At 70.1% G+C, this 22,471-nt stretch carries 18 protein-coding genes and 4 pseudogenes; 9 read left to right on the top strand and 13 right to left on the bottom strand.

The features are described 5' to 3' along the window. Positions 1-31: 31 nt before the first annotated feature. The gene (locus IE257_RS16445; protein ID WP_372453159.1) at positions 32-949 is read left to right on the top strand and encodes an immunity 49 family protein; all 918 of its coding nucleotides are present in this window, start codon (positions 32-34) and stop codon (positions 947-949) included. Positions 950-1,081: 132 nt separating this feature from the next. Continuing rightward, positions 1,082-2,119: pseudogene (locus IE257_RS38310) on the top strand (serine hydrolase domain-containing protein); the annotation flags it as partial. A gap of 102 nt (positions 2,120-2,221) precedes the next feature. Here the strand turns inward: IE257_RS38310 and IE257_RS16440 are convergent. Next, a complete protein-coding gene (locus IE257_RS16440; RefSeq protein WP_189970100.1) occupies positions 2,222-2,782 on the bottom strand; it encodes a rhodanese-like domain-containing protein in 561 nt (186 codons plus the stop codon). Between the two features lie 468 nt (positions 2,783-3,250). Between IE257_RS16440 and IE257_RS16435 the strand changes: the two genes are divergently transcribed. Beyond that, complete coding sequence (locus tag IE257_RS16435) at positions 3,251-4,432, top strand: lipase family protein (RefSeq protein WP_189969320.1); 1,182 nt, start codon at positions 3,251-3,253, stop codon at positions 4,430-4,432. Continuing rightward, a complete protein-coding gene (locus tag IE257_RS16430; RefSeq protein WP_189969318.1) occupies positions 4,420-7,302 on the top strand; it encodes an NACHT domain-containing protein in 2,883 nt (960 codons plus the stop codon). Before IE257_RS16435 ends, IE257_RS16430 begins: the two co-directional genes overlap by 13 nt. Positions 7,303-7,394: 92 nt before the next feature. Here IE257_RS16430 and IE257_RS16425 read toward each other — a convergent pair whose 3' ends face one another. The 5 genes from IE257_RS16425 to IE257_RS16405 all read right to left on the bottom strand — a co-directional run bounded on the left by IE257_RS16425 (position 7,395) and on the right by IE257_RS16405 (position 11,996). Further along, positions 7,395-8,036 (bottom strand): GNAT family N-acetyltransferase, encoded by a 642-nt coding sequence (locus IE257_RS16425; protein WP_189969316.1) that lies wholly within the window; start codon positions 8,034-8,036, stop codon positions 7,395-7,397. Between the two features lie 67 nt (positions 8,037-8,103). Next, positions 8,104-8,709 (bottom strand): hypothetical protein, encoded by a 606-nt coding sequence (locus IE257_RS16420; protein WP_229920414.1) that lies wholly within the window; start codon positions 8,707-8,709, stop codon positions 8,104-8,106. Between the two features lie 20 nt (positions 8,710-8,729). Beyond that, on the bottom strand, positions 8,730-9,461 hold the full coding sequence (locus IE257_RS16415) for a 4'-phosphopantetheinyl transferase family protein (protein ID WP_189969312.1): 732 nt from the start codon (positions 9,459-9,461) through the stop codon (positions 8,730-8,732). Positions 9,462-9,640: 179 nt separating this feature from the next. Then, positions 9,641-10,213, bottom strand: a complete 573-nt coding sequence (locus tag IE257_RS16410) for an NADPH-dependent FMN reductase (RefSeq protein ID WP_189969310.1) — start codon at positions 10,211-10,213, stop codon at positions 9,641-9,643. 127 nt (positions 10,214-10,340) lie between these two features. Further along, positions 10,341-11,996, bottom strand: coding sequence for a serine/threonine-protein kinase (locus IE257_RS16405; protein ID WP_189969308.1), 1,656 nt, complete (start codon positions 11,994-11,996; stop codon positions 10,341-10,343). Positions 11,997-12,155: 159 nt separating this feature from the next. On the opposite strand from IE257_RS16405, the gene IE257_RS16400 reads away from it, so the two are divergent. Beyond that, on the top strand, positions 12,156-12,329 hold the full coding sequence (locus IE257_RS16400; protein WP_229920413.1) for a hypothetical protein: 174 nt from the start codon (positions 12,156-12,158) through the stop codon (positions 12,327-12,329). Between the two features lie 97 nt (positions 12,330-12,426). Here the strand turns inward: IE257_RS16400 and IE257_RS16395 are convergent, their stop codons facing one another. Next, on the bottom strand, positions 12,427-13,134 hold the full coding sequence (locus tag IE257_RS16395) for a hypothetical protein (protein WP_189969306.1): 708 nt from the start codon (positions 13,132-13,134) through the stop codon (positions 12,427-12,429). A gap of 242 nt (positions 13,135-13,376) precedes the next feature. On the opposite strand from IE257_RS16395, the gene IE257_RS16390 reads away from it, so the two are divergent. After that, complete coding sequence (locus IE257_RS16390; protein ID WP_189969304.1) at positions 13,377-14,486, top strand: hypothetical protein; 1,110 nt, start codon at positions 13,377-13,379, stop codon at positions 14,484-14,486. An 83-nt stretch (positions 14,487-14,569) separates the two neighbouring features. Beyond that, a pseudogene (locus tag IE257_RS38305) lies at positions 14,570-14,912 on the top strand (transcriptional regulator); the annotation flags it as partial. On the opposite strand, the gene IE257_RS16385 reads toward IE257_RS38305, so the two are convergent. From IE257_RS16385 to IE257_RS16370, 4 genes are all read right to left on the bottom strand, one after another. Then, entirely contained in the window at positions 14,886-15,458 is a 573-nt protein-coding gene (locus tag IE257_RS16385) for a hypothetical protein (protein WP_189969302.1), read from the bottom strand. The pseudogene IE257_RS38305 and the gene IE257_RS16385 overlap by 27 nt on opposite strands. After that, positions 15,451-17,307: an alpha/beta hydrolase gene (locus IE257_RS16380; protein WP_189969300.1), complete on the bottom strand. Its 1,857-nt coding sequence runs from the start codon at positions 17,305-17,307 to the stop codon at positions 15,451-15,453. The genes IE257_RS16385 and IE257_RS16380 overlap by 8 nt, the downstream gene beginning before the upstream one ends. Before the next feature lie 8 nt (positions 17,308-17,315). Continuing rightward, complete coding sequence (locus IE257_RS16375; RefSeq protein ID WP_189969298.1) at positions 17,316-17,768, bottom strand: hypothetical protein; 453 nt, start codon at positions 17,766-17,768, stop codon at positions 17,316-17,318. 261 nt (positions 17,769-18,029) lie between these two features. After that, the gene (locus IE257_RS16370) at positions 18,030-18,821 is read right to left on the bottom strand and encodes a class I SAM-dependent DNA methyltransferase (RefSeq protein WP_229920495.1); all 792 of its coding nucleotides are present in this window, start codon (positions 18,819-18,821) and stop codon (positions 18,030-18,032) included. 66 nt (positions 18,822-18,887) lie between these two features. Between IE257_RS16370 and IE257_RS38300 the strand changes: the two are divergent. Next, positions 18,888-19,369: pseudogene (locus IE257_RS38300) on the top strand (helix-turn-helix domain-containing protein); the annotation flags it as partial. Positions 19,370-19,385: 16 nt separating this feature from the next. Here IE257_RS38300 and IE257_RS16365 read toward each other — a convergent pair. Then, the gene (locus IE257_RS16365; RefSeq protein ID WP_189969296.1) at positions 19,386-20,216 is read right to left on the bottom strand and encodes a hypothetical protein; all 831 of its coding nucleotides are present in this window, start codon (positions 20,214-20,216) and stop codon (positions 19,386-19,388) included. Positions 20,217-20,820: 604 nt separating this feature from the next. Then, positions 20,821-21,573 (bottom strand): annotated as a pseudogene (locus IE257_RS16360) (transposase). A 355-nt stretch (positions 21,574-21,928) separates the two neighbouring features. Here IE257_RS16360 and IE257_RS16355 point away from each other — a divergent pair. Continuing rightward, positions 21,929-22,156: a hypothetical protein gene (locus IE257_RS16355; RefSeq protein ID WP_189969294.1), complete on the top strand. Its 228-nt coding sequence runs from the start codon at positions 21,929-21,931 to the stop codon at positions 22,154-22,156. The last annotated feature ends 315 nt before the right edge of the window (positions 22,157-22,471 follow it).

Here is a 22,471-nt window from a genome sequence, read left to right as displayed (position 1 = left end):
AGGATTCCTGCCGCCTTGTCCGACGGGGAGGATGACAACCGTGCAGGAAGTGACACGTCACGAGGTCGGCGAGGACCGGACCGTTCGCGCCCTGGAGAACATCGACAGCCGGACCTTCGGCCGCTGGCACAGCCTGCGCCACGACAATCTGTCCATCAAGGGAATTCAGGAGACGGGTGACGAACTCCTCGACCACGTAGGCGCCCTGACCTGCCGGGATCCCCAACTGGAAAGCGCCCCGGGTCGGCTGGTGCTGCGTACGGCGGCAGAGTGCGCGCTCGGTGTCCTGACCCTCGGAACATGCCCTGACGGGGACTTCGAGGTCTACTTCCCCCTCATCGGCGAGGAGCTCAGCAGCGAGGACTTCGCCTTCGGCGACGCGGTGGACCAGGCACCCACGGCGCAGGTCTGGGTGGACGCCTTCGCACTGAGCGTGATCACCGGTCTGGTCCGGGAACCGGCCCGGATGATCGGTCCTCTGCTGAAGAAGGACTACGCTCCCATGTTCCACTCCGGACTGCCGCACTCGTCCCTGAGCTCGGTCTCCGACCCGGCCGAACTCGCCGAGATGGACGCACTCTGCGCCTACCTCCACCTGGTGGAGACGCCGCGGTCGCCCTGGGTCGCGTCCGGGACGCCGCCGCTGCGCAAGCCGGAGGACGAGGAGCGCGTCACGGCGGCCGCTCGGCTCGACGAAGCGGGCACGCTCACCCCGGACCAGCGGCTCCTGCGCGTACTCCTCGACGACGACCGGCCCGCCTTCGAGCGGGCCCTGGCCGGCCGCCTCCTGGAACACCGCGACGGTGCCGGGCCGGACGCCGCACCGAGGACGCTGCTGCCGGTCGGCGCCGTCGCCCTGGCGGCCCTCGCCGTCCAGGCACACGGCTGGGAGCTGAACGTGCGCTCCGGCTACCTGCCGACGGGCCTGCTGCGGGCCCCGAACCAGTAGGGGGAGCACTCAGCAGCCGCCACCGGCCGATGCGTCCACCCGGCCGGTGGCGTCCCGTACCGCTCAGGTCGCAGTGGCGAGGACCGGAAATCATCATCAGGGCGCACGGGTCGGGGGCGGGGCGCCAGCAGGATGTCCGTCATGGCACACGCACAAGCACAAGCACAACCGCAACCGCAAGAACTCGGAACCCTCGCCCAGCAGACCGCGGACCGGCTGGCCGAGCAGCGCGTCGGCGCGGTGGTGGCCGTGGTGGCGGGCGAAGTCGTCGAGATCCGGGGCGCGGGCAGCACCGGTGCCGACCACCGACGCACCGTGCCCGGCCCCGACACGCTCTTCGAAATCGGCTCGGTGACCAAGACCTTCACCGCCCTGACCCTGGCCCGCCTGGCGGCTGCCGGCGCGGTGGGCCTGGACGAGCCGCTCGGCGACCTGCTGCCCGACGGGACACACGTACCGTCACGGGACGGCCGACCGATCACTCTGCAGCACCTGGCCACCCACACCTCAGGCCTGCCGCGACTGCCCAGGGGCATGCTGCTCCGGTTCCTGCTGCGCCCCTCGACCCCGGATCCCTACGTCGGCTGCACGGCCGACGTCCTGCTGTCCGGGCTGGCCCGTACGCGTCTGGGGGCTGCGCCGGGGAAACGGTTCCGCTACTCCAACCTGGGAGCCGGACTGCTCGGGCTGGCCCTCGCCCGCCGGGCCGGAACGGACTACGAGACCCTCGTCACCCGGGAGATCTGCTCCCCGTTGGGCATGACGGACACTGTCGTGACCGTGGACGATGCGCGCTCGGAACGCGCGGCCCAGGGCCACGACCGCCGCGGGCGGCCCACCACGCCCTGGAACCTCGCCGACCTGGCCGGAGCGGGTGCCCTGCGGTCGACCGCCACCGACCTGGTGGCTTTCGTACGGGCCCAGCTCGACGCCGGTTCCGTCCCCCCGGAGATCGCCGAGGCGATCCGCCTGAGCCGGAGCGTCGAGCACCGTACGAGCCCCTTCGCCTGGGTGCACCTCGGCTGGATGGCACACCGCCTCCACGCCAAGCAGGGCGGCCACCTCCAGATCTGGCACAACGGAGGAACCGGCGGATTCTCTTCTTTCGTGGGCTTCGACCCGGAGAAGCAAGTGGCCGTCATCGCCCTGGGCAACACCCAACGCCCGGTGGACCAACCCGCCTTCGAGCTCCTGCGCACCCTGCAGGCCGCACACGTCCGAGCCGGGCTGAGACTCGCCCACCCCGGTCGGGCCGGACCGACCGGGGCGTTCTCACGCTCCGGAAGGAGCCCGCACACCGCGCCGGTTGAACGGCAGCCTCCCGAGCACGAGCGCCATCCCGCAGGTGTTGGTGAGGGCGGAGAACACCAGGCCGCCCCCGATCGCCCCAGCCAGCAGCGAGAAGGCCGGGTGGAGCAACAGGCCGAGGGTCAGGCCGAGCAGCACCAGGGAGCCGGCGCCGAGACGAACCTGCCGTTCCATCGCCCACACCGCCCGCGCCGGGGTGCCGTTGCCCGGGTAGTGGAGGTCGTGACCGCCGGCCGCCCAGGCCACGGTGCCGCCCAACAGGCTCGACGCGGGGATGCCGTGCGAGGCCAGCGTCGCCACCGCGTTCTCGGAACGGGCACCGGACGCGCACACGACGAGCAGGGGCTTCGCCGCGGAGGCCCGGCGCAGCTCCGGCAGGCTTCGTGAGAGCCGGTCGAGCGGGACGTTCACGGCGTCCGGGAGGTGGCCGGACGCGAACTCGCCCGGGGCACGGACGTCGACGACGGTCAGTTCGGTCACCTGGGGATGTGCCTGGCTGACGTCGAGAGAGGCGGAAACGCTCATCGGACCTGGTCCTTGGCAGTGGGGGCGGGGCGTGCACACGGCCGGGCCCGGCGACGGCTGGCCGGCAGAGCCATGCGGGGATGCTAGGCCCCTGCGGGACGGCCCGGCCTCGAACCGCCGGACCTGCCACACGACCGCCATACTCCGGAAACAACCGCGCCGACCGGGCTCTGCTCCCTCTGACCCTCTGACCCTCTGACCCCTCTGCTCCCTCTGTTCTCTCGACCCTCTCCGGCACCTCCGGCCCCTCCGCTCACGAGGTCACGCACGGCGCCTCCAGGGGACGCCAAAGTCATCCGCTCAGAGCTGTGTTGCGAGGAAGCGGAGCCGGACCGCCCGCACCTCGGGCTTTGTGTCCCAGGACGTGGCGTGTGCTAAGAAATGGCTCCTCGAAGCCGACCGGCCCCCAGTCATGGGGACGGGGCGCGCGATGCGTGCGGGCTTCGCCGTAGGGACAGGGGTGGCGGGGTGTACCGATCCGTGATCTTCGTGCACGGCACGGGAGTGCGCGCGAAGAAGTTCTCCGAAACGCTGACAAAAATCAAGGGCAAGCTGCAGGGCCAGGCTCCCGATCTGGACGTCCGCGGCGTCTACTGGGGCGACTCGCACGGCGTCCGGCTGAATCTCGGCGGGCTGTCGATCCCCGACTACCACCGTACGCACGGCGCCGAGAAGGAGAACGCCGAGGACGCGCGACTGGGCCACTGGGCCGTCCTCTACCTGGACCCGTGGTACGACCTGCGGCTTCTTCGCCTCGCCCCCGACGCCACCGCCCGCGACGAACGGGCGTTCCTGGCCACGGTGAACGGCTATCGGCCGAGGCAGCAGACGGCGACGGCCCTGCGCGGCGCCGGACTCGACTCCTACTTCGACCTGGCCCTCGCCGACCTGCGCCGCGCCCCGGAGCTCCGTACGGCTGCCAAGACCGTCGACCGGTCCGGTGTCCAGCACCGGGCCGCCGTCGCCATCGGGCTCGTCGCCCACACCCTCGCGGCCGCCGAGCGCGACGGCAGGGCGACCCCGGTCGGACAGGTCCGCGACACCCTGCACTCCCACGTGGTCGGTGACCTCTCCGCACAGGACCGGGGTGCGGAGAAGCCCTTCAAGAAGGTCGCCGTGTCCCTCGCGGCACCGATCGCGACCTGGTACGGCCAGCAGCACCGCGGCGCCATGAGCGACGGGGCGGCCCCCCTCACCGGCGACATCCTCCGCTACCAGGTGCACGGGAGAGGCATGCGCGAGGAGATCGCCGCAGTCGTGGCATCGGCCCCCGGCGACGCGGTCACGCTGATCGGGCACAGCCTCGGCGGCATCGCCTGCGTCGAGCTGCTCGCCGACGCGGAGGGGTCGGCGGGAGCGGGCAAGGTCGACCAGCTCATCACCGTGGGGAGCCAGGCCTCGCACCTCTATGAGCTCGACGCCCTGGCCTGCCTGCCGTTCGCGCGGGAAGGCGAGCTGCCCGCACAGTTCCCCGAGCGCTGGCTGAACGTATTCGACCGCAGGGACTTTCTGTCGTATCCCGCCCAGCCGGTGTTCGGGACGCGAGTGCAGGACCTGCCCGTCGACAACAGGCAGCCGTTCATCGAGTCGCACAGCGCCTACTGGGACAACGACGCCATGTGGGAGGCCGTCACCGCATGGATCGGTTGAACGAGGGACCGGTGGACGCCGCATGTGTCACGGCGGTCCTCGTCGGCATCGAGGTCTACGTCGACGGCGACGCGTACAGCGAGCTTCCCGGCCCGGCCCGCGACGCGCTGCGCTTCGCAGAGTGGTTACGGGCCTGCGACGTCCCCCCGGAGAACATCGCCCTGTTGCTGGCCCCCACGCCCGACTTCGCGGAGGAGGCCGCCGACCGGGCGGCTGCCCTCGGCATCGCTGTCAGGCCGGCCTCCGCCGACCTCGTGCGGAACACGTTCGTCGAACTCGACCGCACTCGCCGGCTGCTCTTCACGTACTGGGGCGGCCACGGTGTCATCGCTCCGACGAGCATGAGGCGACACCTTCTGCTCGCCGAGTCCACCGAGCGGGACCCCCAGAGCCTGCTCTTCGACGATCTGCGCCGCTACCTGCTCTGCGAGGACGAGGAACACGTCGACCTGACACGGCAGATCTTCATCGTCGACACCTGCGGCTGGTACCTGAAGCGGCGGGAACGGGAACCGGTTCCCCGGCTCTTCCCGCAGGGCGACCTGTCCGACAAGGAGATCGACCAGTACTTCCTGTTCGCCAGCCGCGACGGCCAGGGAGCCATCAACGACGCCGGACTCGGCACGACCGAATTCGCCGAACAGGTGCTCGGGTGCCTCCACGCCGGCCCCCGCATCCTCCCGCCGGACGTCGATGACCTCACCCGGCACGTGGACAGGTACTTCTCCGACCCCGCTCGGGCCACCGACGTCACGCAGACGCCCGTGAGCATCCGCAACCGCACCTATGCCGGATCCGAACGAGATCTGGGCAGCGCACGGCTCCGCGAACGCCGCGTGCTGCCCGTCGCCCCCGGCCACCTGCAGGACGCCCTCGGCCGACTGCACGAGAGGTCCACCCGGCACGTGGGACGGTTCGCGCTGTCCAAGTCCGGCATCGGAGCCCACGCCGGACTCCACGCCATCAACGTCGGCTACCAGACCTCGGACGTGAGCGCGGGTGTGCCCAAGCGGGCGGTGTACGCGACCGTGCGGCATTTCTACGACGCGATCCCGGACGGCCGCCTCGTCGTCCGCGGCCCCGCCGGGTCCGGGAAGACCGTGCTCGCGGTCCACCTCGTGACCACGCTCCTTGAGAGCCGGGCGAAGGACGAGCCGGTGCCCGTCCTGCTCACCCTCGTCAACTGGCGCACCCCAGCGCCCGAGTCCCGGCCCGACGGCACGCAGGCCGGCTACGACCGTCTCGTACGTCACTTCGAGGCATGGCTCGCCGGCCAGTTGCTCACGCAGAACCTGTGCGACGACGCGGAGACGGCGAGGGAACTCGTCGCGGGGCGTTGGATTCTTCCGGTCCTCGACGGCCTGGACGAGGTGCACACACCTCAGGGCGCCGAAACGGACGGGCCCGCCGTGCACCTCGTCGCGGCCATCGACCGCTATCTGACGGCCAACAGCGACCGGCCCGCACCCGTTGTTGTCACCGTACGCGCCACGGGGGACGATGACACACGGCCCGGTCTGCCCTCAGCATGCGTGGTGGAAATGCAGCGACTGTCCGTCCCCGAGATCGTGGGCGCCCTGACCGACGGGGTCCCGGGCTACACGACGGACGCGCGGTGGGAGGCCCTGCGCGCCGATCTACGACTCGGCGAGGGCAGTATCGCAGCCCGCCGCCTGGACTCCCCGTGGAAGCTCGTACTGGCGGTCAAAGCGGTCACCGGGCCTCGCCCCGAAGTGCCGGTCACGGAGCTGGTCCACGCCCTGGTCCGGCAGGGCGACGGGGCGGACGGGGCGCTGCACGAACGGCTCCTGGCAGCCTTCGTCCCGGCCGCCTGCGGAGACGCTGTGGTCGCCGAACCCCGGCCGCCGGACGCGCCGACGGCCGTACGCTGGTTGGCGGAGCTGGCCCGGCACCTCGGCCGACACGCGTCCGAGGACCTCACTCTCAGCCGCATGTGGGTCATCGCGGGCGAGCGGCGGGTGCGCGCGGTGCAGGCCGTGGCGCACGTCGCCATCGTGCTCTTCTTCTGTGTGGCCTGTCTGCTGGCGGCCGTTGGCGGACCCGGCCATGCCGTGACCACGCTGGGACACCTGATCGACGGGACCGCCGACCTGTCGGGCGCCACCACCCGCCGATTGTGGGCCGCCGCCCTCTTCACCGTCGTCGTGACGGCGGTGGCCGCCGCGACCGGGATGGCGCACCGGACCTGGGTGCCGGTCGTCACCCGCCGTACGCGGGGCCTGCGCGAGCGTTTCGAGGGCCCCAAGCGGGTCCGCCTGCCGCTGAGCGTCCTGTCGGGCCTGGAGATCGGCGGCGCCATCGGCTCGGCGTTCGGCCTGGGGACGTTCCTGCTCTTCGGGCCGGTGTGGGGACTTGCGATCGGCGGGGTGATCGGCGTGACCCTGGGCTACGGAATGGAGGCCAAGGTCGGCCTGGACCGCACCTTGAGCGGCAACTTCTTCCCCGCCTACTACTGGGTGTGGGACGGTTTGGGACTGCTCGTGGGGGCGGTGACCGGCACGCTCGTCTTCTGGCTGATCGACTACCCACCGCTGTCGGGGACGGCCTTCGGCGCGACAGTGGGCTTCTTCGCGGCCTTCGCCGTCGGACTGATCGGCTGGCTCCGGTACGTCATCGCCATGACGCTGATGCACCGGCGGAACCTACTGCCCTGGAAGGTGGCGGCGTTCCTCGACTGGGGACACCGGGCGGGAGTGCTGCGCGTCCACGGGGTCTCGTGGCAATTCCGGCACGCGGAACTCCAGCATTGGCTGGCGGCCCAGCGCGAGGAGCGGCCGCCGCGGTCCCGGCGCCCGTCGTCGCAGCGCTGGCGAAGGCTCCTGGCGCGTGTCGTACCCAGGGTCGAGTGACGCGCGCCCGCCTCGGAGGCCGGCCGCTCCAACAGCGCGCCGTGACTCCACGACACGGAGGGCTCAAGCACCGCCGAGCAGGCGCGAGCCCGTCAGGAGGGGCGCACGATCGCCACGGCGGGCGGGAGTACGGCGGGGCGGTCGAGGAACGCGAGCACGGCCCGCTTCGCCGGGAGGTAGATCTCGGGCAGGTCGATCTCCGGGAGGGTGATCTCGCCCTGCCGCACGAAGCCGAGGCGGTTCAACAGGGCGAGCGCCTTGTCGTTGGAGGCGTCGGGCTCGGCCACCGCGCGCAGGACGGCCGGGTCGCGGAAGGCGAACCGGATGAGCGACCCGACCAGGGTCCTGCTGAATCCGGGCCGGGGTCGGCCGGTCACCGGGGCCAGCATCAGATGGACCCCGATATCCCCCTCCTGCACTGCGTAGCAGTCGCTGACCCGGTCCTCGGTGGGCTCGTACGTCTGGAAGAGCGCCACGGGCTCGTCGTCCAACCGGACCATGAACGCATGGTGCGTGTCGCGGCGGTCCACGTCCTCGTAGATCTCCTGGACCAGTTCCCGGCTGGCGCCGTTCATGCCCCAGAACTGCGCGCGCTCCTCGACGACCCAGGAGTGCAGCACGGCGGAGTCCGCGACGGGGTCGACCGGGGTGAAACGGACCGTGCCGAAGCCTTCGACGGTCTCGGTCAGGACGTCCGCGCGCGGGGAGAGGAGGACAGTGGACTCGGGTCTCATACGGGTTCCGTTTCTGCTCGGTCGGCAAGGACCGGCGAGGGCGCGGAGCGCTCGCACAGCCCTGTGGTTAGGGTGCCCTAAGTGTAGGGGTTCCTGGAAGGAGCTCATCAGGGGGCTCCCCGGGCTGGTGCGAGGGGGTCCGGCCCCGCCCGCTGCATGGACGCTTCAGGTTTCGACGGCGGCCGGCCAGAGCGAGGTCGTACGGGTCCTCGTCGTCGTCGAATATCAGGGAGGTGGGGTAGAACTCGCGGGGCGGTCGGTCCAGGAGCTCCCGGACGACAGCGCCGATGTCGCCGTCCCAGGCGGCTGTGTGGTCGACGTACGCACGGACGTCGTCGGCCAGGAAGGGCCGCTGGCGCTCGAACGTGCCGGGAGCGGCGGCCGCGCGCCACTGGGTGGTGCCCGCGGCGTCCCGCAGGGCGATCGCGCCGCCGTCGGGGGCGTCGACTTCGACCCGGCACACGTCGCTGCCGTCGAGGCCGACATGGACGAGGCCTCCCTCGGGGTTCGGGAAAGGCGCCAGGCCGTGCCCGCCGTCGAACCCGGTGATCCAGCGCTCGGAATCGGTGAGGGGCTCGGAGTGCGGGACAGGGGTGAAGGAGCCGTCGGTGCGCACCGCGGGCGTCGAAGCGGTCGGTCCACTCGTAGTCGTCGTGGGCCCGCTGTGCGACATGCGGGACACCGGCGCTCCGGTCAGACGGTGGTGCCGCGCCCCGGGGCGCTGCTGGGGCGGGTGAGTGCGAGGGCGGCGGCGTGGCCGTGCGGGGCGGGGAGGTCGACGAGGGTGTAGTCGGCGAGGGGCGGGGGAGTGGCGAGGGTGCCGACGTACGGGTCGACGAGACCGAGGGCGAGGCCGGTGCCGGTCGCCTTGAGACAGGCCTCCTTACGACTCCAGAGGCGGGCGAGGGCTTCGGGACGTTCGGCCGGCGTCAGCGCGTCGAGCTCGGCGGTTTCGTCCGGGTGGAGGGAGTGGATGACGTCGGTGACGGTCTCGGGGCTCGGCGTTTGCTCGATGTCCACGCCCACGGGCAGCGCGGCGAAGGCGATGTAGGCGATGTCGCCCGTGTGGGAGAGGGAGAAATGCAGGGGGTTGCCGCTGACGGCGGGGCGTCCGTGGGGTTCAGCGCAGCAGGGGCAGTCCTCCCGGGTGAGGGGGACCGCCTGCGGGGGCAGGCCGAGGTAGCTGCCGAGGAGGACCCGTACTCCGAGGTGGGCGGCGAGGTAGCGGTGGCGGAGCCCGGGGAGGCGCAGGCGCCCGGCCTTCTCGCGTTCACCGGCGTCGAGCACGGTGGGTGCGTCCTGGGTGCGGAAGCCGCCGAGGGTGTCGGCGGTGGTGTCCAGGGACCACACGACGGCGTCGGTGCCGGTGGGGGCCGGTCCGGTCAACGGGGCGCCGGCGCCGAGCTGATTCACGTACTCGATCATCTGACCGAGGGTAGACCAGGTGACGGGGAGACCGGGTCCCGCCGACCGCACGGTCCGGTCGGCGGGGGCCGGTGGCGGGGGCCGGTCATCCTGCGCGCCGTCGGGGCCGGCCCCGTCCACCGTGTGGCACTGCGCCGGTGTACGGGGCGGCTCCTCCGGCCGGTCGGAGCGTTCGGTCGTTACGCGGCTTCGCTCCAGGCTTCGTCGTTCCCGCGCGCGGTCCGCAGGGCGCGGCCCCACCACAGCAGGTCGTCGAGCAGTACGGTCGCGGCCTGTTCGGCCCCTTCGTGGTCGCGGGGCTGTCCGGCCTCGTCGAAGGGGAACTGGTGGAAGCTGACCGTCTCGCGGACCGTAGTGGCGTGGAGCTCGGCGAAGACCGGGCGCAGTTGCTCGACGGCGCGCAGGCCGCCGGACAGGCCGCCGTAGGACACGAATCCGACCGGCTTGCGCCGCCAGACGCGTCCGGCGGTGTCGATGGCCTGCTTGAGGGATGCGGGGAAGGAGTGGTTGTACTCGGGGGTGAGTACGACGTAGGCGTCCGCCCCGGCCAGCTGCTCGACGAATGCCCGCCCGCGGGGTGAGAGGTCGGAGGTCCAATGGGCCGGGAGATCGGCGTCGGCGAGGTCGGCGACGGTGAGTTCGATGTCGGTGCGGCGACCGGCGACGGCCTCGAACCAGCGGGCCACGGTGGGTCCGAAACGGCCTTCGCGGGTACTGCCGATGATGAGCGCGATACGCAGTGGAGTAGTCATGCCCCTAGGTTTAAAACCTCAAGTCCACTTGAGGTCAAACGCCGACGTGCCGAATTCTTCGTGGACTTCGTGGACTTCGTGGACTGCGTGGCTGTGCCGGCGGTGGCGGCTGTGGCGGGTGTCGTCGTCAGGGGCGGCGGGCCAGTGCCGTAGGAGCTCCCGCCGATTGCGCTCCTTCCGACTCCAGGGTCAGGCGGTCCGCCTCCGTCATGGTGAGTACGTACAGGTTGCCGCGCGGGCAGTTGAAGACGGCGGCAGGGTCGGTGGGGTGGCTGGTCACGGCCTCGAAGACCGCGTTGTTCCCGCGGATCTGACGCAGTTGGAGGGCTTCGGTACAGCCCAGGTTCCGGCCGGTGGAGGTTTCCTTGACGTCGCTGACCTGCCGGCCCACGAGCTCGCCCACTGCTCCGCCGTTGAGGGTGACCGTTACTGCGAACGCGCCCGTCCGCGCGCGGGAGATGCCGTCCGCGTCGGGGCTTCCGGGCCCGGTGCCGGCCCAGGTACCGGTCCACGTCGCGGGCAGTGCGCCGGCCGCGGCAGTGGCCGTCGCCGTCGCCGTGGGTGTCGGTGAGGTCGGCCCGGACGAGGATCCGTGGGGAGCCGTCCCGTCTCCGTCGCCGCGCCCGAGGAAGGCCACGGCGAGGGCTACAGCCGCGGCCACGACGACGGAGCCCGCGGCCGCCCCGGCCCCCCGGGACCGCAACAACGCCTTCGCGTTGGTCGGCGGGGCGGGGGAGGAGGGCGTGGTCCCGTCAGCCGGGTACGGAGACAGATGCGGTGCGGGCGCCGGTAGCGGTACCGGTGCAGGCGCCGGCGCCGGCGTCGGCCCGTGCGTGCCGTGCGTGCCGTGCGCGCCGGGCGGGTGCGTGGGCGGTCGTGACTCCGTGAGGAGCTGCCGGAGTTCGGCCTCCCGGCGCCCGGCCTCCGCCACCAGCGTCCGCGGGACCACGGCACCCCAGCCTTCCTCCTCGCCACCGTCCAGACGCGCGGCCACGTCCGCGGCGCTCGGGCGCTGCTCGGGGTCCTTGGCCAGGCATTCCCTCACCAACGGAAGAAGTGCCTCGTGCACACCGTCCAACCGGGGCTCGTCGTGCACGATCCGGTAGAGCAGGGCCGGCAGGTCCAGTTCCTCGTCGGCCGCCAGGAAGGGGCTGCGGCCGGTGGCTGCGTGAACGAGTACCGCGGCGAGGGAGAACACGTCGGCCGGAGCCCCGGCCACCGCGCCGGTGGCCTGTTCCGGTGCCAGGAAGCCGGGGGTGCCGATGACCGTACCGGTGCGGGTGTGGCGCGGATCGCGGACCGTCCGCGCGATACCGAAGTCGATGAGGAACGGCCGCTCGGCGCCCAGCAGTACGTTGGCCGGCTTGATGTCGCGGTGGACGACTCCGGCCGCCCGCACGCTCACCAGCGCGGTGGACAGCTCCCACCCGAGACGCGATACGGCCGCGGCCTCCAACGGCCCCTGGCCGCGCACCCAGTCGCCGAGCGACGGGGCGGGCACGTACTCGGTCGCCAGCCACTGCGGTGACGCTCCCGGCGGGCTGAAATCGACCACCGACACCGTCCACGCACACCGCACCCGGTCGCTGGTGCGTATCTCCCGGTCGAAGCGCTGCGCGAAGTCCTCGTCCTGGCTCAGCTCCCTGTGCACGGTCTTGACGGCCAGCGCCCGCCCGGACGCGGTTCTTGCCAGGAACACCTCGCCCATGCCCCCCGCGCCGAGCCGCGCCAACAGTCGGTATCCGCCGATCTCCAGCGGGTCACCCGGTCGCAAAGACTCCACCCATGCCCCCCTGCACCCACGACCGCCAGCCGGTCCGCACCGCACGGACCGCCCCACCGGTCATCCTGGGATGGACCCTAGAGGACGACCCCGCACCCCCGCCGCTGCAGGGCCCCGAGCCGTGGTGTGTCAGCGGAACGTCGGGAGCGAGGCAGCGCGATGTGTCGGTGGCAGAGCGACGTACCCGATGCGCATCTGCTGGCCGCGGACGGCATGTTCGCCGAACTCCGCGCCCTGGCACCCGGGCCGGAGTACCGGGCCGCGGACGACGTACATCCGACGCCGGCCGGTCATGCGACACTCGCCGCGGCCCGGCTGCGCCTGGTCGAGTGACAGCGCATGGACGTGCACCGGGGCGGCCCGTCCCGAGGGCCGCATCCGACCGGCGACGAGCCCGCCGGGTGCGGCCCACCTGACGGCGGCCGGGTGGCTACGGCTGCTGGGGCAGGGCGGCCTCCGGCTGTGCCGGGGTCGAGGTGACGGGGCTGTAGTAGACGGACCGGCCCTGCTTGGAACGCTCCAGCAGACCGCGGGCGACGCCCTGTTCGAGGGTGTTGCGGACGACCCCCGCCTGGACCGTGCGGGCCGGGTGGGCGGCGCTGACCGCCTCGGCCACCTCGGCGGCCGACCTCGGCTCCGTCCCGCCGGCCAGGACCGTCGTGACGAGTTCGAGCCAGGAGGGGCTGCCCGTCTCCTCCTTCACCGCGGTGTCACCGGTGGCCTTGCTGACGGCCTTTCCGGTGGCCTTGCGGGCACGGGGCGCCTTCACGGCCGCGGCCGCGTCCGCTGCTCCGGAGCCGGCCTTGGCTTTGACCTCGGCCTTGGCCGTGGTCGCGGGAGCCTTCTTCTCACGAGAACCCGAACCCGAACCCGCACCCGCGCTGCGTGCCGTCGGCACCGCGGCCCGCTTCGTACCGCGCGCGGCCGGGCGAGCTGCGGCGGACGCCGCGGCCACGCCCAGTGCGTCCTGCATCCTCAAGAGGACCTTCTCGCTCTCCTCGAGCTCCCCGATCTCTTGTTGCAGTCGCTGCAGTTCTCCTCGCCGCTGTTCCTGCGCCGCCTGGTTCGCCGCGAGATCACCGGCGATCTGCTCGGCGTAGTCGTCCTTGACGCGAGTGACATTGCTGCCTGTGCTCATGAGTTCCTCGATGTCTGTCGTGTGGAATGCAGGGACGCGAACGGCCTGCACTACTACGTGCGCCACGTGCACTACGTGTACCCGTGACACCCGATCATGTACCGGATCGGACAGGGGGAAACACCGGGGGAGTGATTCATCGTCGGATGAGGGCCGCGTAGAGCAACACAGTTGGGGTGGGAGCCGGCCCGTTTCGGGGCCCCGACCCGAGGCATGGAACTGACGCTGCCTAAACTGAGCCGGTGATCAGCCCCGACGCCGCAGTCCGCTCCGCCGTGGAGTCCTTCGACACGGCGATCGCCGAGCGGAGCATCTCGCAACTCGAGGCGGCCTACCAGGGCCTTGCCTCCTTGCCCCGCCACGCCCTGGCCGAGCACGCACGCGAGCTGGGACCCCACCTTGCCGAGCACCTCGACGACATGCCCCAGTGGCATGCCGCGGTCTACGCCGTGTTCGTGGGCGCCCTGGTGGAGTGGAACGCGGACGCCCTCGTGTGCGCCCGCCCCATCCTGTCGGGTCTGCGATCCGCCATGGAGCAGGCAGTGGAGTTCGCCGAGCTCTGGGAACAGCACCACGACGAGGACCAGGAGCCCCCCGACCCGTCGGGCATGCCGAGCCCCGAGCAGCAGAAGGCCTTCGGCCCCGACTACGCAGACGTGTGGCACGCCCCCTACTTCGGTTGGCTCACCGTGCACCGATGGGAACAGGCAGCCGTCGCCGTCCTCGCGGACCTCCGGGTGCGGGCCGGCCTCGACGGCCCGCACCCGTTCGCCGACCGCGCCGAACTGGTGGAGCTGACCCGGCGCCTGGAACCGCACATCGGGGATCTGCAGTGTGCCCAGCGCGCCCTCCTGCTCCTCGACGACGAGCCATTGCTGGTTCTGGATCGTGCCTCGGGGCGGGCCTTCCGGCTGCGGATGGGCGGGATAGCCGACAACTACCAGCTCCAGACCCTCCTGGGCGCACTCCTCATCGGTGGCGGGCACCTTCCCGGCGACGCCCCGAGCCCCGTAGCCGTCGCGCTGAGCACCGACGCCCCGATCGACATGCACCGGCCGGACGAGCTGCCCGGCACGCTGGAGTGCTTCAACTTCTCCGAACCCTCGGGGCGGTGGATCTGGAGCGCAACCACCCCTGACCGCATTCCCACGGCCGACGGCGTACGCCGCCTCGTCCTGGACCCACCGGTCATGCGCCACCACTACAAGGCCGTACGGTTCCTGCCACGCGTCCCCGGCCGTCTCGAACTCCAAGCGGTCCTGGAGCCGGACGAGGCGGCAGCCTTCTTCCCGGACCTGCAGGAACTCGTGTCCTGGCAGGAAGCGAGCCGGCAGGCCGCGGACGGCTACTGACCCGAAGCACTCACTCCGGCGGCCGGCGTGACCGGTTGCCCCGGGGCATAGTGGTGGGCTCGTTGACGAAGTCGTCCAGGAAAGACGACGAAGCACTCGCCGTGCTGCTCGGCCTGGTCACCGGTCGGCGATCGGGCCTGACGGCGACCACGGACACGGCGAGTGAGACGGCGGCGGCCAAGGTCCGGCGTGTGCTGCCCGAGCGGCTGCGCCACAGACTCGACGGTGCTCGGCTCGCTCGCCTTCACGGAGCCGCCCGGCAGGGCGGCCGCAGCCCCGGAACCCGCAATCCTCCTCCCCGTGGCCGACGCGGTGCACCATCACCGGCCGATCGCGATCCGGACCCTGCCCGGCTCGTTCGAAGCACCCGTCGGAATGGATCCGGCGGACCGCGCCGTTTCAGTATTCGCCGTCGAGGGACTTCGCGGACTCCGCTTTGAAGCACTTCGAGACGACTTTGAAGAGGATCATGGGGTTGCCGGTGGCAGACTTCTTGCTGCCGGTGACGTGGAGGGCGAATTGCTCGGCATCGTTTTCGGCATAGATCTCGGGATCCTGTGCCTGGCTCTTGGCCTTGCCGTCCTTGGTGATCTTCCAGCCGTTTTCGTTGAGCGCTTTGCGCAGGTTGGTGATGCCGGTGTCGACTTGTTCGTCGGTGATTTCGTAGACCGACCAGGGGTGTGACATGGAGAACAGATCGTCGCCGTATTCGCGGCAGCGGGTGACGCTCGGGCCGGGTTCGGTCACCTTGCCCTTGACGCCGGTCATTTCGAGAAGGCTGCTGGAGACCTGCTTGGTCTTGGTGCGGGCCGGCTCGGGGTCCATCCGTGCCGGTGTGTAGTTGAGTTCTTTCACGTTCGAACACCCCACAGACAGTGTGGACAGCAGGCCGGTGAGGGCGACGGCGAGTGCGGTGGCCCTGATCGTTTTGGTGGTTCGGCGGGTGCGGCCGGTTGCCCTGATCTCAGCCACGCTGGACCTTGTCGTAGCGGCCGGCGACCACGTTCGCCTGGTTTTCGATGCTCAAGGAGTGGTCTCTCCAGTAGTCGGTGTGGCTGTCGGCGTCGTTTGCCATGATATTCGCTCCGAAGGCTTCGTCGGAGGGTACGTTCGATCCCCATACTGTGCCGAACGGCAGCATGTCCTCCCACCAGTCGGTGGGGCCGCCGAGACCAGCGACCTTCCCGCCGAGGGGCACCTGGTCGTCGAGGGTGGAGGCGGCCTGGGACCATACGTGGCCCTCGCCCGCGTCGAGGTCTTTGGCGTGTTCGACGAGCATGCCGGGGCTGCCGACCGCGATCATGTCGTCGGCGCGCAGGTCGCCGGCGTTGGAGGCGGCGCCCAGGACGGTGCTGCCGTAGCTGTGGCCGATGATCGTGGTGTGGCTCTTCTCGTCGCCGCCCTGGAGGTTCTCCAGGCCCTGCATGAAGCGGTTGAGGTCAGGGGCGGCGGTCTCTGCATAGTGCTTCTTCATCGCTTCGGGGACGATGCTCTGCGGGGCGTCGTATCCGATCCAGGTGATGGTGGACACGTCCTGGCCGGGGGCCTTGGCGTGGGTCTCCTTCCACAGTTCGCTCATGTGGTGGATGTAGTCCTCGGACTTGGTGATGTCGGTGTAAGTGCCGGGGACGAAGACCGCGGTGTGGTCGGCGGAGTCGGGGTTGCCGTTGGCGACGATGGCCCGGCCGCCGCCGCCGGTGTCGAAGCCGAGGAGGTAGGCCTCGGGCAGGCCTTCCTTGCCGGTCGCGTTGAACCGGTCCTGGATGGCGTTCATGCCCTTGAGGTTCTTGTCGAGGAATTCCTTGTCCTTGGCGTACTTCTTGTCCCATTCCGACCAGGCGGGGTTGAGGACCACCGCCGGGTAGTCCCGCCCGGAGGGAACGTACTTCTGCGGCTGCGGGGGTATCGCGTTCAGCCGTAGCTGGAACTCGCCGTGCTTCTCGGCCAGCACGGTGCGGTTGGCCTCGTCACGGACCACGGAGGGCAGCCCGTCCATCGCGCCGACCTGCGCCCCGTTCAGCGACAGGTACGCCGACTGCTCGTCGGGGGACAGGCCCTTCCACCAGTCGGCGTTCGCCTTGGGGTCGCTGCCCTTGGGCGGCGGGGGCTTGATGTGATCGAGGTAGTCCTTGGCTCCCGCACGCACCTCGCCGGTGTCGGCCTGGACGTCGGCCCAGTCGGAGTCGGAGACGGTCAGGTCGTCGTCGGCCTTGAGCTTGCGCAGGCGGGGCGCCCACTGGGTGTCGGCTTCGGTGGCCTCGGCGACCGCCTGGGCGATCCGGTTGGCTATCTCGACGGCCTTCCCGAAGTTCGGGTTGGGGTGGATGTTCGCGGCCTGGCGTTCCAGGGCGGCGGAGAGGTCGTTGGCGTCCTTGGTGGGGTCGATGACGTTCCCGGACGGTTTGCCCTTGGCGCTGCCGGTGACCGTGCCGCCGTCGGGGAGTTTGCCGTCCTTCTCGGTGCCGCCGGGCGGATAGCTGACGGAGCCGTCGGCGCCGACGGAGAATTTCTGGGCCTCGGCATCGCTGACGGCCGCGTCCAGTTTCCGTTTCGCCTCGGTGAAGGAGGCGGCGAGCGCGTTGAGGGAGGTCGCGGCGAGCCCGCACTCGACCTGCGTGTAGTGGAAGTTCTGGGCCAGTCCCCGAAGTTGGACCAGGGCCTCGTTCACCGCTGCCCCGCTGAGCCCGGTACGCAGCCGGGCGGTGATCTGGCCCTCGGCGCTGCCGTAGGCGTGGTCGGCCATCGCGCTGACCGACTGGTATCCGTCGGCCGCCTCGGTGAACTCGGAGGGCTTGAGTGCTTTCAGCGTTGCGTAGTCCATGCCTGCTCTCACCGGCCCCCGTTGTTGCCGCCGGTGGCGGGCGTGTCCTTGTACGTGTCGCTCATGCGCGCGAACTCACCGCGCATGGTTTCGTCGTTGGCGACCTGCCCCTTGCCTGCCGAGATCATCGGCCCCTGCAAAGTGGTGCATTTGCCGACGAGAGAGTCGAGGTACGTCTTCCACGACGTGTACAGCTCGGCCTGGGCGGTGGCGCTTTCCACACCGGTGACGGCGGCGCCCTTCTGGCCGGTCTCGAAGTCGGTGAGCGCCTTCTTGATGGCGGTCACCAGCTCGCCGACGTCCTCGCTGCCCTTCTTCCAGACCGCCATGTCGGACTTGAGGTCCTCACCACCGCCACCGCCACCGGAGTCGGGTGCGGCACTCGCCAGCCGCATCTCAGTACCGGCCGCGGTGCCCTGTTTGAGGCCTGCCCACTCCGCGTCGAAGGACGTCATGCTCACCCGAGCCCCCGTAACAATCTGCGAATGCAACGATCGAGCGATCATCCTACGAGTCCTCGGCGCGGGCGCTACCCCCACCCCGCCCCGCAGCGACGGCCGCGACCGATGCCCCCCGGGCTTCGTGCCGGTATGCCCCCGTTGCCTCCGGGCCGGCCCCGGCCGCGGCCCGGCGCCGGCCTCGCGTACGACATGGGGGCGGGCGACGCGGAACCAGGAGGTGCAAGACAGGCACGGCTTGGCTTGACGGCCCGGTGGCCGACCTCAGGCTGGCTTGCGCCACACGGAGATGTGCTTCGTGGAGTCCTGGGTGAACGGCGACCCGTCCCAGTCCGCGACGCGACGTTCCCTCTCGAGCCCGGCGATCCGTGCCATCAGATCGAGCTCTGCCGGCCAGGCGTAGCGGTGCCGGGAGTTGTCACGGCGATAGTCGCCGTCGTCGCCGTCGCGGGTGAAGTGGTGCGAGACGAGGATCTGCTCGACGAGGTCGAAGGTGTCGAAGCCGAGATGCTGCTCAGAGACATCGAACGGCACGGCGACCCGGCCGGGCGGCAGGAACCGCAGCGGCGGCACGCCCAGCTCGATCACGAATCGGCCGCCGGGTTCCAGATGACGTGCGGCGTTGCGGAAGCAGTCGACCTGCTCGTCCTGCGTGAGCAGGTTCGTGATGGTGTTGTGGACGAGATAGACCAGGGTGAACCCGCCGGGAACGACCGTGGTGGCCATGTCCCCGATGACCACCGGGAGCGTGTCCCCGTCGATCTTGCGCCGCAGCACCGCTGCCATGTGCTCGGACAGCTCGATGCCCACTACCGGCACGCCGCGTTCCCGGAGCGGGACGCCCACTCGTCCGGTCCCGATGGCGAACTCCAGCGCCCGGCCGTCCCCGGCGAGCTCGGCGAGGAAGGCGAGAGTCGGTCCGAGAACGGCGGCCGAGGACGACTCGGTCTCCTCGGCGTCGTAGCGCTCGGCGGTCGCACGGGTCCACAGCTCACTGAGCCCTTTCAGGCAGGCCACCCATCGGGTGACGTCTCTGGCCGGGCGGGAGGGCCGCAACACCAGCGGCTCCCGTGCCGTTGAGGGAGGTGTTCGAAGTCTCAACCCACCGGCACAGGAGCCCTGTTGCTCTCATTTCCTGCCGCACTAACCTGCCGCACGCCCTCGTCGAGCGGGTCACGATACTCATCGTCACCCGCGAAGGCGACCGCCGTTGCCCCCCGCACCAGCGTGCGTTGGTTGCCCTGGCGTATCCGCACACGCACGACATCCTCGTATGGATCTCGGCGGGGGTTGGGTATCTCGGTGGGAGCTGCCCGCGAGTACAACAGCCGTGGTCGACCTCCTTGCCGCCCAGGCGCCGGGTCTGCTGAAGGTTTTTACGCGAGAGCGAACCGAAGTTTGTGCTGCTGCAGGGGACCCGCGCTGAGCGTGACCGCGTCGGCGACAGCCGCGCCGACTACTCAGTCAAGCACCGCCGGCACGGCGTGAGCGTCCAGGTCGTCACCGACCCGGGCGGGCACGTGTTGCGGGTCTCACTGGAACTCCCGAGCCGGGCCCACGAGCTGACCGCCGCCCGCACGCATTGCATCATCGGGATCTGCGATGGAGGGGCCCTGGGCATCAAGCGAGCGGATGTCCTCCGTGGCCGGCTTGGCCTGGGGGCATAACATCGCGCTCCCATGGCGAGACGTGGTATGCATGGAGAGCCTGATCGTCTTGGTCTACGGTCTCCGCACCCCCGACGGCGGAGGGATCCAAGCGGATCGTGGCGAGAGACTCGCGCTGGTCTCGGAAGTTCTCCATGATCCCGGAGAAGTCCTTCAAGAGGCCCTGATCCAGCATCAGTTTGGCCAGCACCAATTCCCCACCCGTTCGCGGCTCGTCCTGCTCGCTCGCCCGAATGTTCCTCAAGAGGACGAGAACGTCAGCGACGGTGTCGGGGCTCGATGCCCAAAGGTGATTTCGGAGGTCGCGCGACTCACTTCCATGCTCAGGCCGCACGGTGGGTTGTGTGGGCACGATGAGCTCCTCAGGCAACATTCCTGGCAACTTCCAATACTCAAGCCCGCCCCGCACAGCCTCCGCTACGGACTCCTGAAGCTCCACGGGGAGCGACGGCACGTCTGCGACGAGTTCGGCGATTTCGTCCACCGCCGCCGCCTGCCACAGGGCATCGAATCGATCGATCTGCTCCTCTGGAGTGGTTCTGCGGGCACGCGCACCCAAGACCTCAACAAGCGAGTCCAAGACGTCCCGGCTCGGCAGTACCGGGCTGGTGAACGCGGCATGGAGTGTGCTTCGCGAGGCCCGTGTCGACGCATCCATGGCCTGGAGCATCACACTCAGAGACGGCCGCCCCGCCCAGAGGTGGAGTGTGTGCAGCGCATCGTTCAGAGCCTTCAGCGACCCCTCTGGCAACTCCGGCCTCTTGAACAGACCCGGCTTCCCCATAGCATGCCCCCTGCGTCCAGAACCGTCCAGAACCGTCCACCAGCATCTCACCTCGTACGCAGCCGTCGGATTGCTTCGTACTACGTTCGGGTTCGTGGGAATCCGTAGCTGTCCGTCTCCATGCGTCCTAGCAGGTCACAGCCTCGTGCACCCTGGTCTCACAGAGCAAGTCACCACGACTTGGGGGAAGTTGACATGTACGAGTTGCTGAACCTCGCCCTCGAAGGGCTCCTCACGAACGTGCCATCGCAGATCCTCGGCAGCGCAATAGGAGCCGGCGTCGCTATCGCCTGGAAGCGGTGGCAATGCCGCCGGCAGGAGCCGCCGCAGAAGTAGCATCATGGCCCCCTCTGCCGAGTTGGCAGAGGGGGTCCTTCTTTGCCCCTGTGCGCACTTGGGCAACACGCCACCGGACGTGCCCGCCTGGGTGTCCGGGCAGGGGCGGACGCGCGTGGGGGCGCGCCCGCGAGGTGAGTGCCTGTGCTGATGGGAGGGTCGGGACACGGGGGTCCGCAGTCGTCCGCCGGTGGTTCGGGAGAGAGTTCGGACACCGGGGGCGGACGCCTGCACGGACAGAGGCGGACAAGTCCGGATACTGAGTGTTTCAGCATCGCCTATCCAGGGTGAGGACGGCCTTGGTGATGACTGTCATGCGGTTCGGGCTGATGCGGGCTCTGCGGACGATCTGCCAGGACTTCAGCCGCGCCATGCCGCGCTCGACGGGAGCTCTGGCCTGGGCGAGGGCACGGTTGACGGTGCGCTGGGTGGGGGTGAGTTCACCGCTGGGTGGGCGTTTGAGTCCGGTGGTGACCCATGGGCCGGCGCCGTGGTAGGCGCGGTCGGTGAGGATCGGGACACCCTGGCGCTCGCAGATCCGGATGATGCGGTGGGTGCGGGCTGCGGTCAGGTCGTGGGTGCGGCCCGGCAGTGCGGGCGAGATCCACAGCACTTCGCCGACGGGATCGGTGACGACCTGGATGTTCACGCCGTGCCGGCGCTGCTTGGTGGAATAGTCGGCTCGGCTGTCGCCGACGCGGTCTCACTCGGTGAGGGTCCCGTTCAGCAGGACGAAGTCCGGATCGTGCTCGCGCAGCGTCTTGAGCAGGCCGGGAGCGAGATCGGCGAGCAGGCCGGTGACGGCGGCGACGTATGCGTGGGCGGCGGTGCCGACGGATATCCCGAGCCCGGCCGCGATGCGGGCGAGGGCGTCGTGGCGGCGCAGGTACACCAGAGCGATGAGCGCACGATGGTGCGGCGGGAGCTTGCACCGCCGGTCACCCTCGCGCGTGACGACGAGCATCGTGACCCACTCGACCAGAGCGTGAGGGAGGTTGAGTGCGGCAGGACAGGGAACCAACAGGGCTCCTGTGCTGGTGGGTTGAGACTTCGAACACCTCCCGCAACGGCACGGGGGCCTTGTGTGTTGCGGCCCTTACCTCGACCTCACCGGCGTCACCCGAGCAGTGGCCACGCTGAAAACGCTCACTGCTCGTCACGGGCGGCCACTTTGCCGGGTACTGAGGGGCGCTGTCGATGTATTTACCTCGGGCACCGCCCGGCTCGGGACGCACGGTCACGACAGTGGTGCGGTCGTTTCGTCGGGGTCTTCAGCGGATGCCGGTGTTCTCTGCACGGGACTGCATCTTTTGGAGTACTGCGCTTTCGGCCCTGTGGAGGAGGATTCTGCCGTGCCGCTGGGACAGGGTTGATCCGTGCGAGTAATCATCGGGTACACCGTCGAGAGCATCGGCTACGTCGTAGGGGCTCAGGGGTTTGTCAGTTTCGTTTCGCAGGCCTTGTTCGGTACGGAGTGGGGTTGGATGCACAAGGTTGTCGACCTTCCGTCCACGGCATACCTCGGCGTCGTCGCTGTGGGGCTGGCGCTCGTTGTCGTCGGGGTGAAGATGCGTAAGGCGCCCCAGCGCCGGGAGGTCGCCTGAGCAGTGGGCATTTCGGCCCGCGGCTCCCACATCCCGTGTCGTAGCGGTCGAAGCGTGCAGGGCGGCTCTCGCCGTGTGGCCCCTGTTGGAGAGCGTGTTGAGGGCCGGCGTGTGGCGGTGGTGGTGCCGGGGCCGAGGTGGGAGGGCCTGTGGCCGTCCCGCGCCCGCCCCGTGGAGGCGGATCGGGATCCTGGTACCGGCGGATTCGGTCGTGGGCGGCGGAAGCGGGACGAGCCCGATGAGGCGTGGCTTCTTAGACCGTGTCCTATGTGGTGAGGCGGAGAAGCCGTTTGTAGCAGCAGAGGGTGGCGGCGA

This window comes from Streptomyces avidinii (genome assembly GCF_014650695.1).
GTDB classification, from domain to species: Bacteria; Actinomycetota; Actinomycetes; order Streptomycetales; family Streptomycetaceae; genus Streptomyces; species Streptomyces avidinii.
Note: the sequence above shows the minus strand (reverse complement) of the source record. Positions and strands in the feature narration are given on the sequence as shown.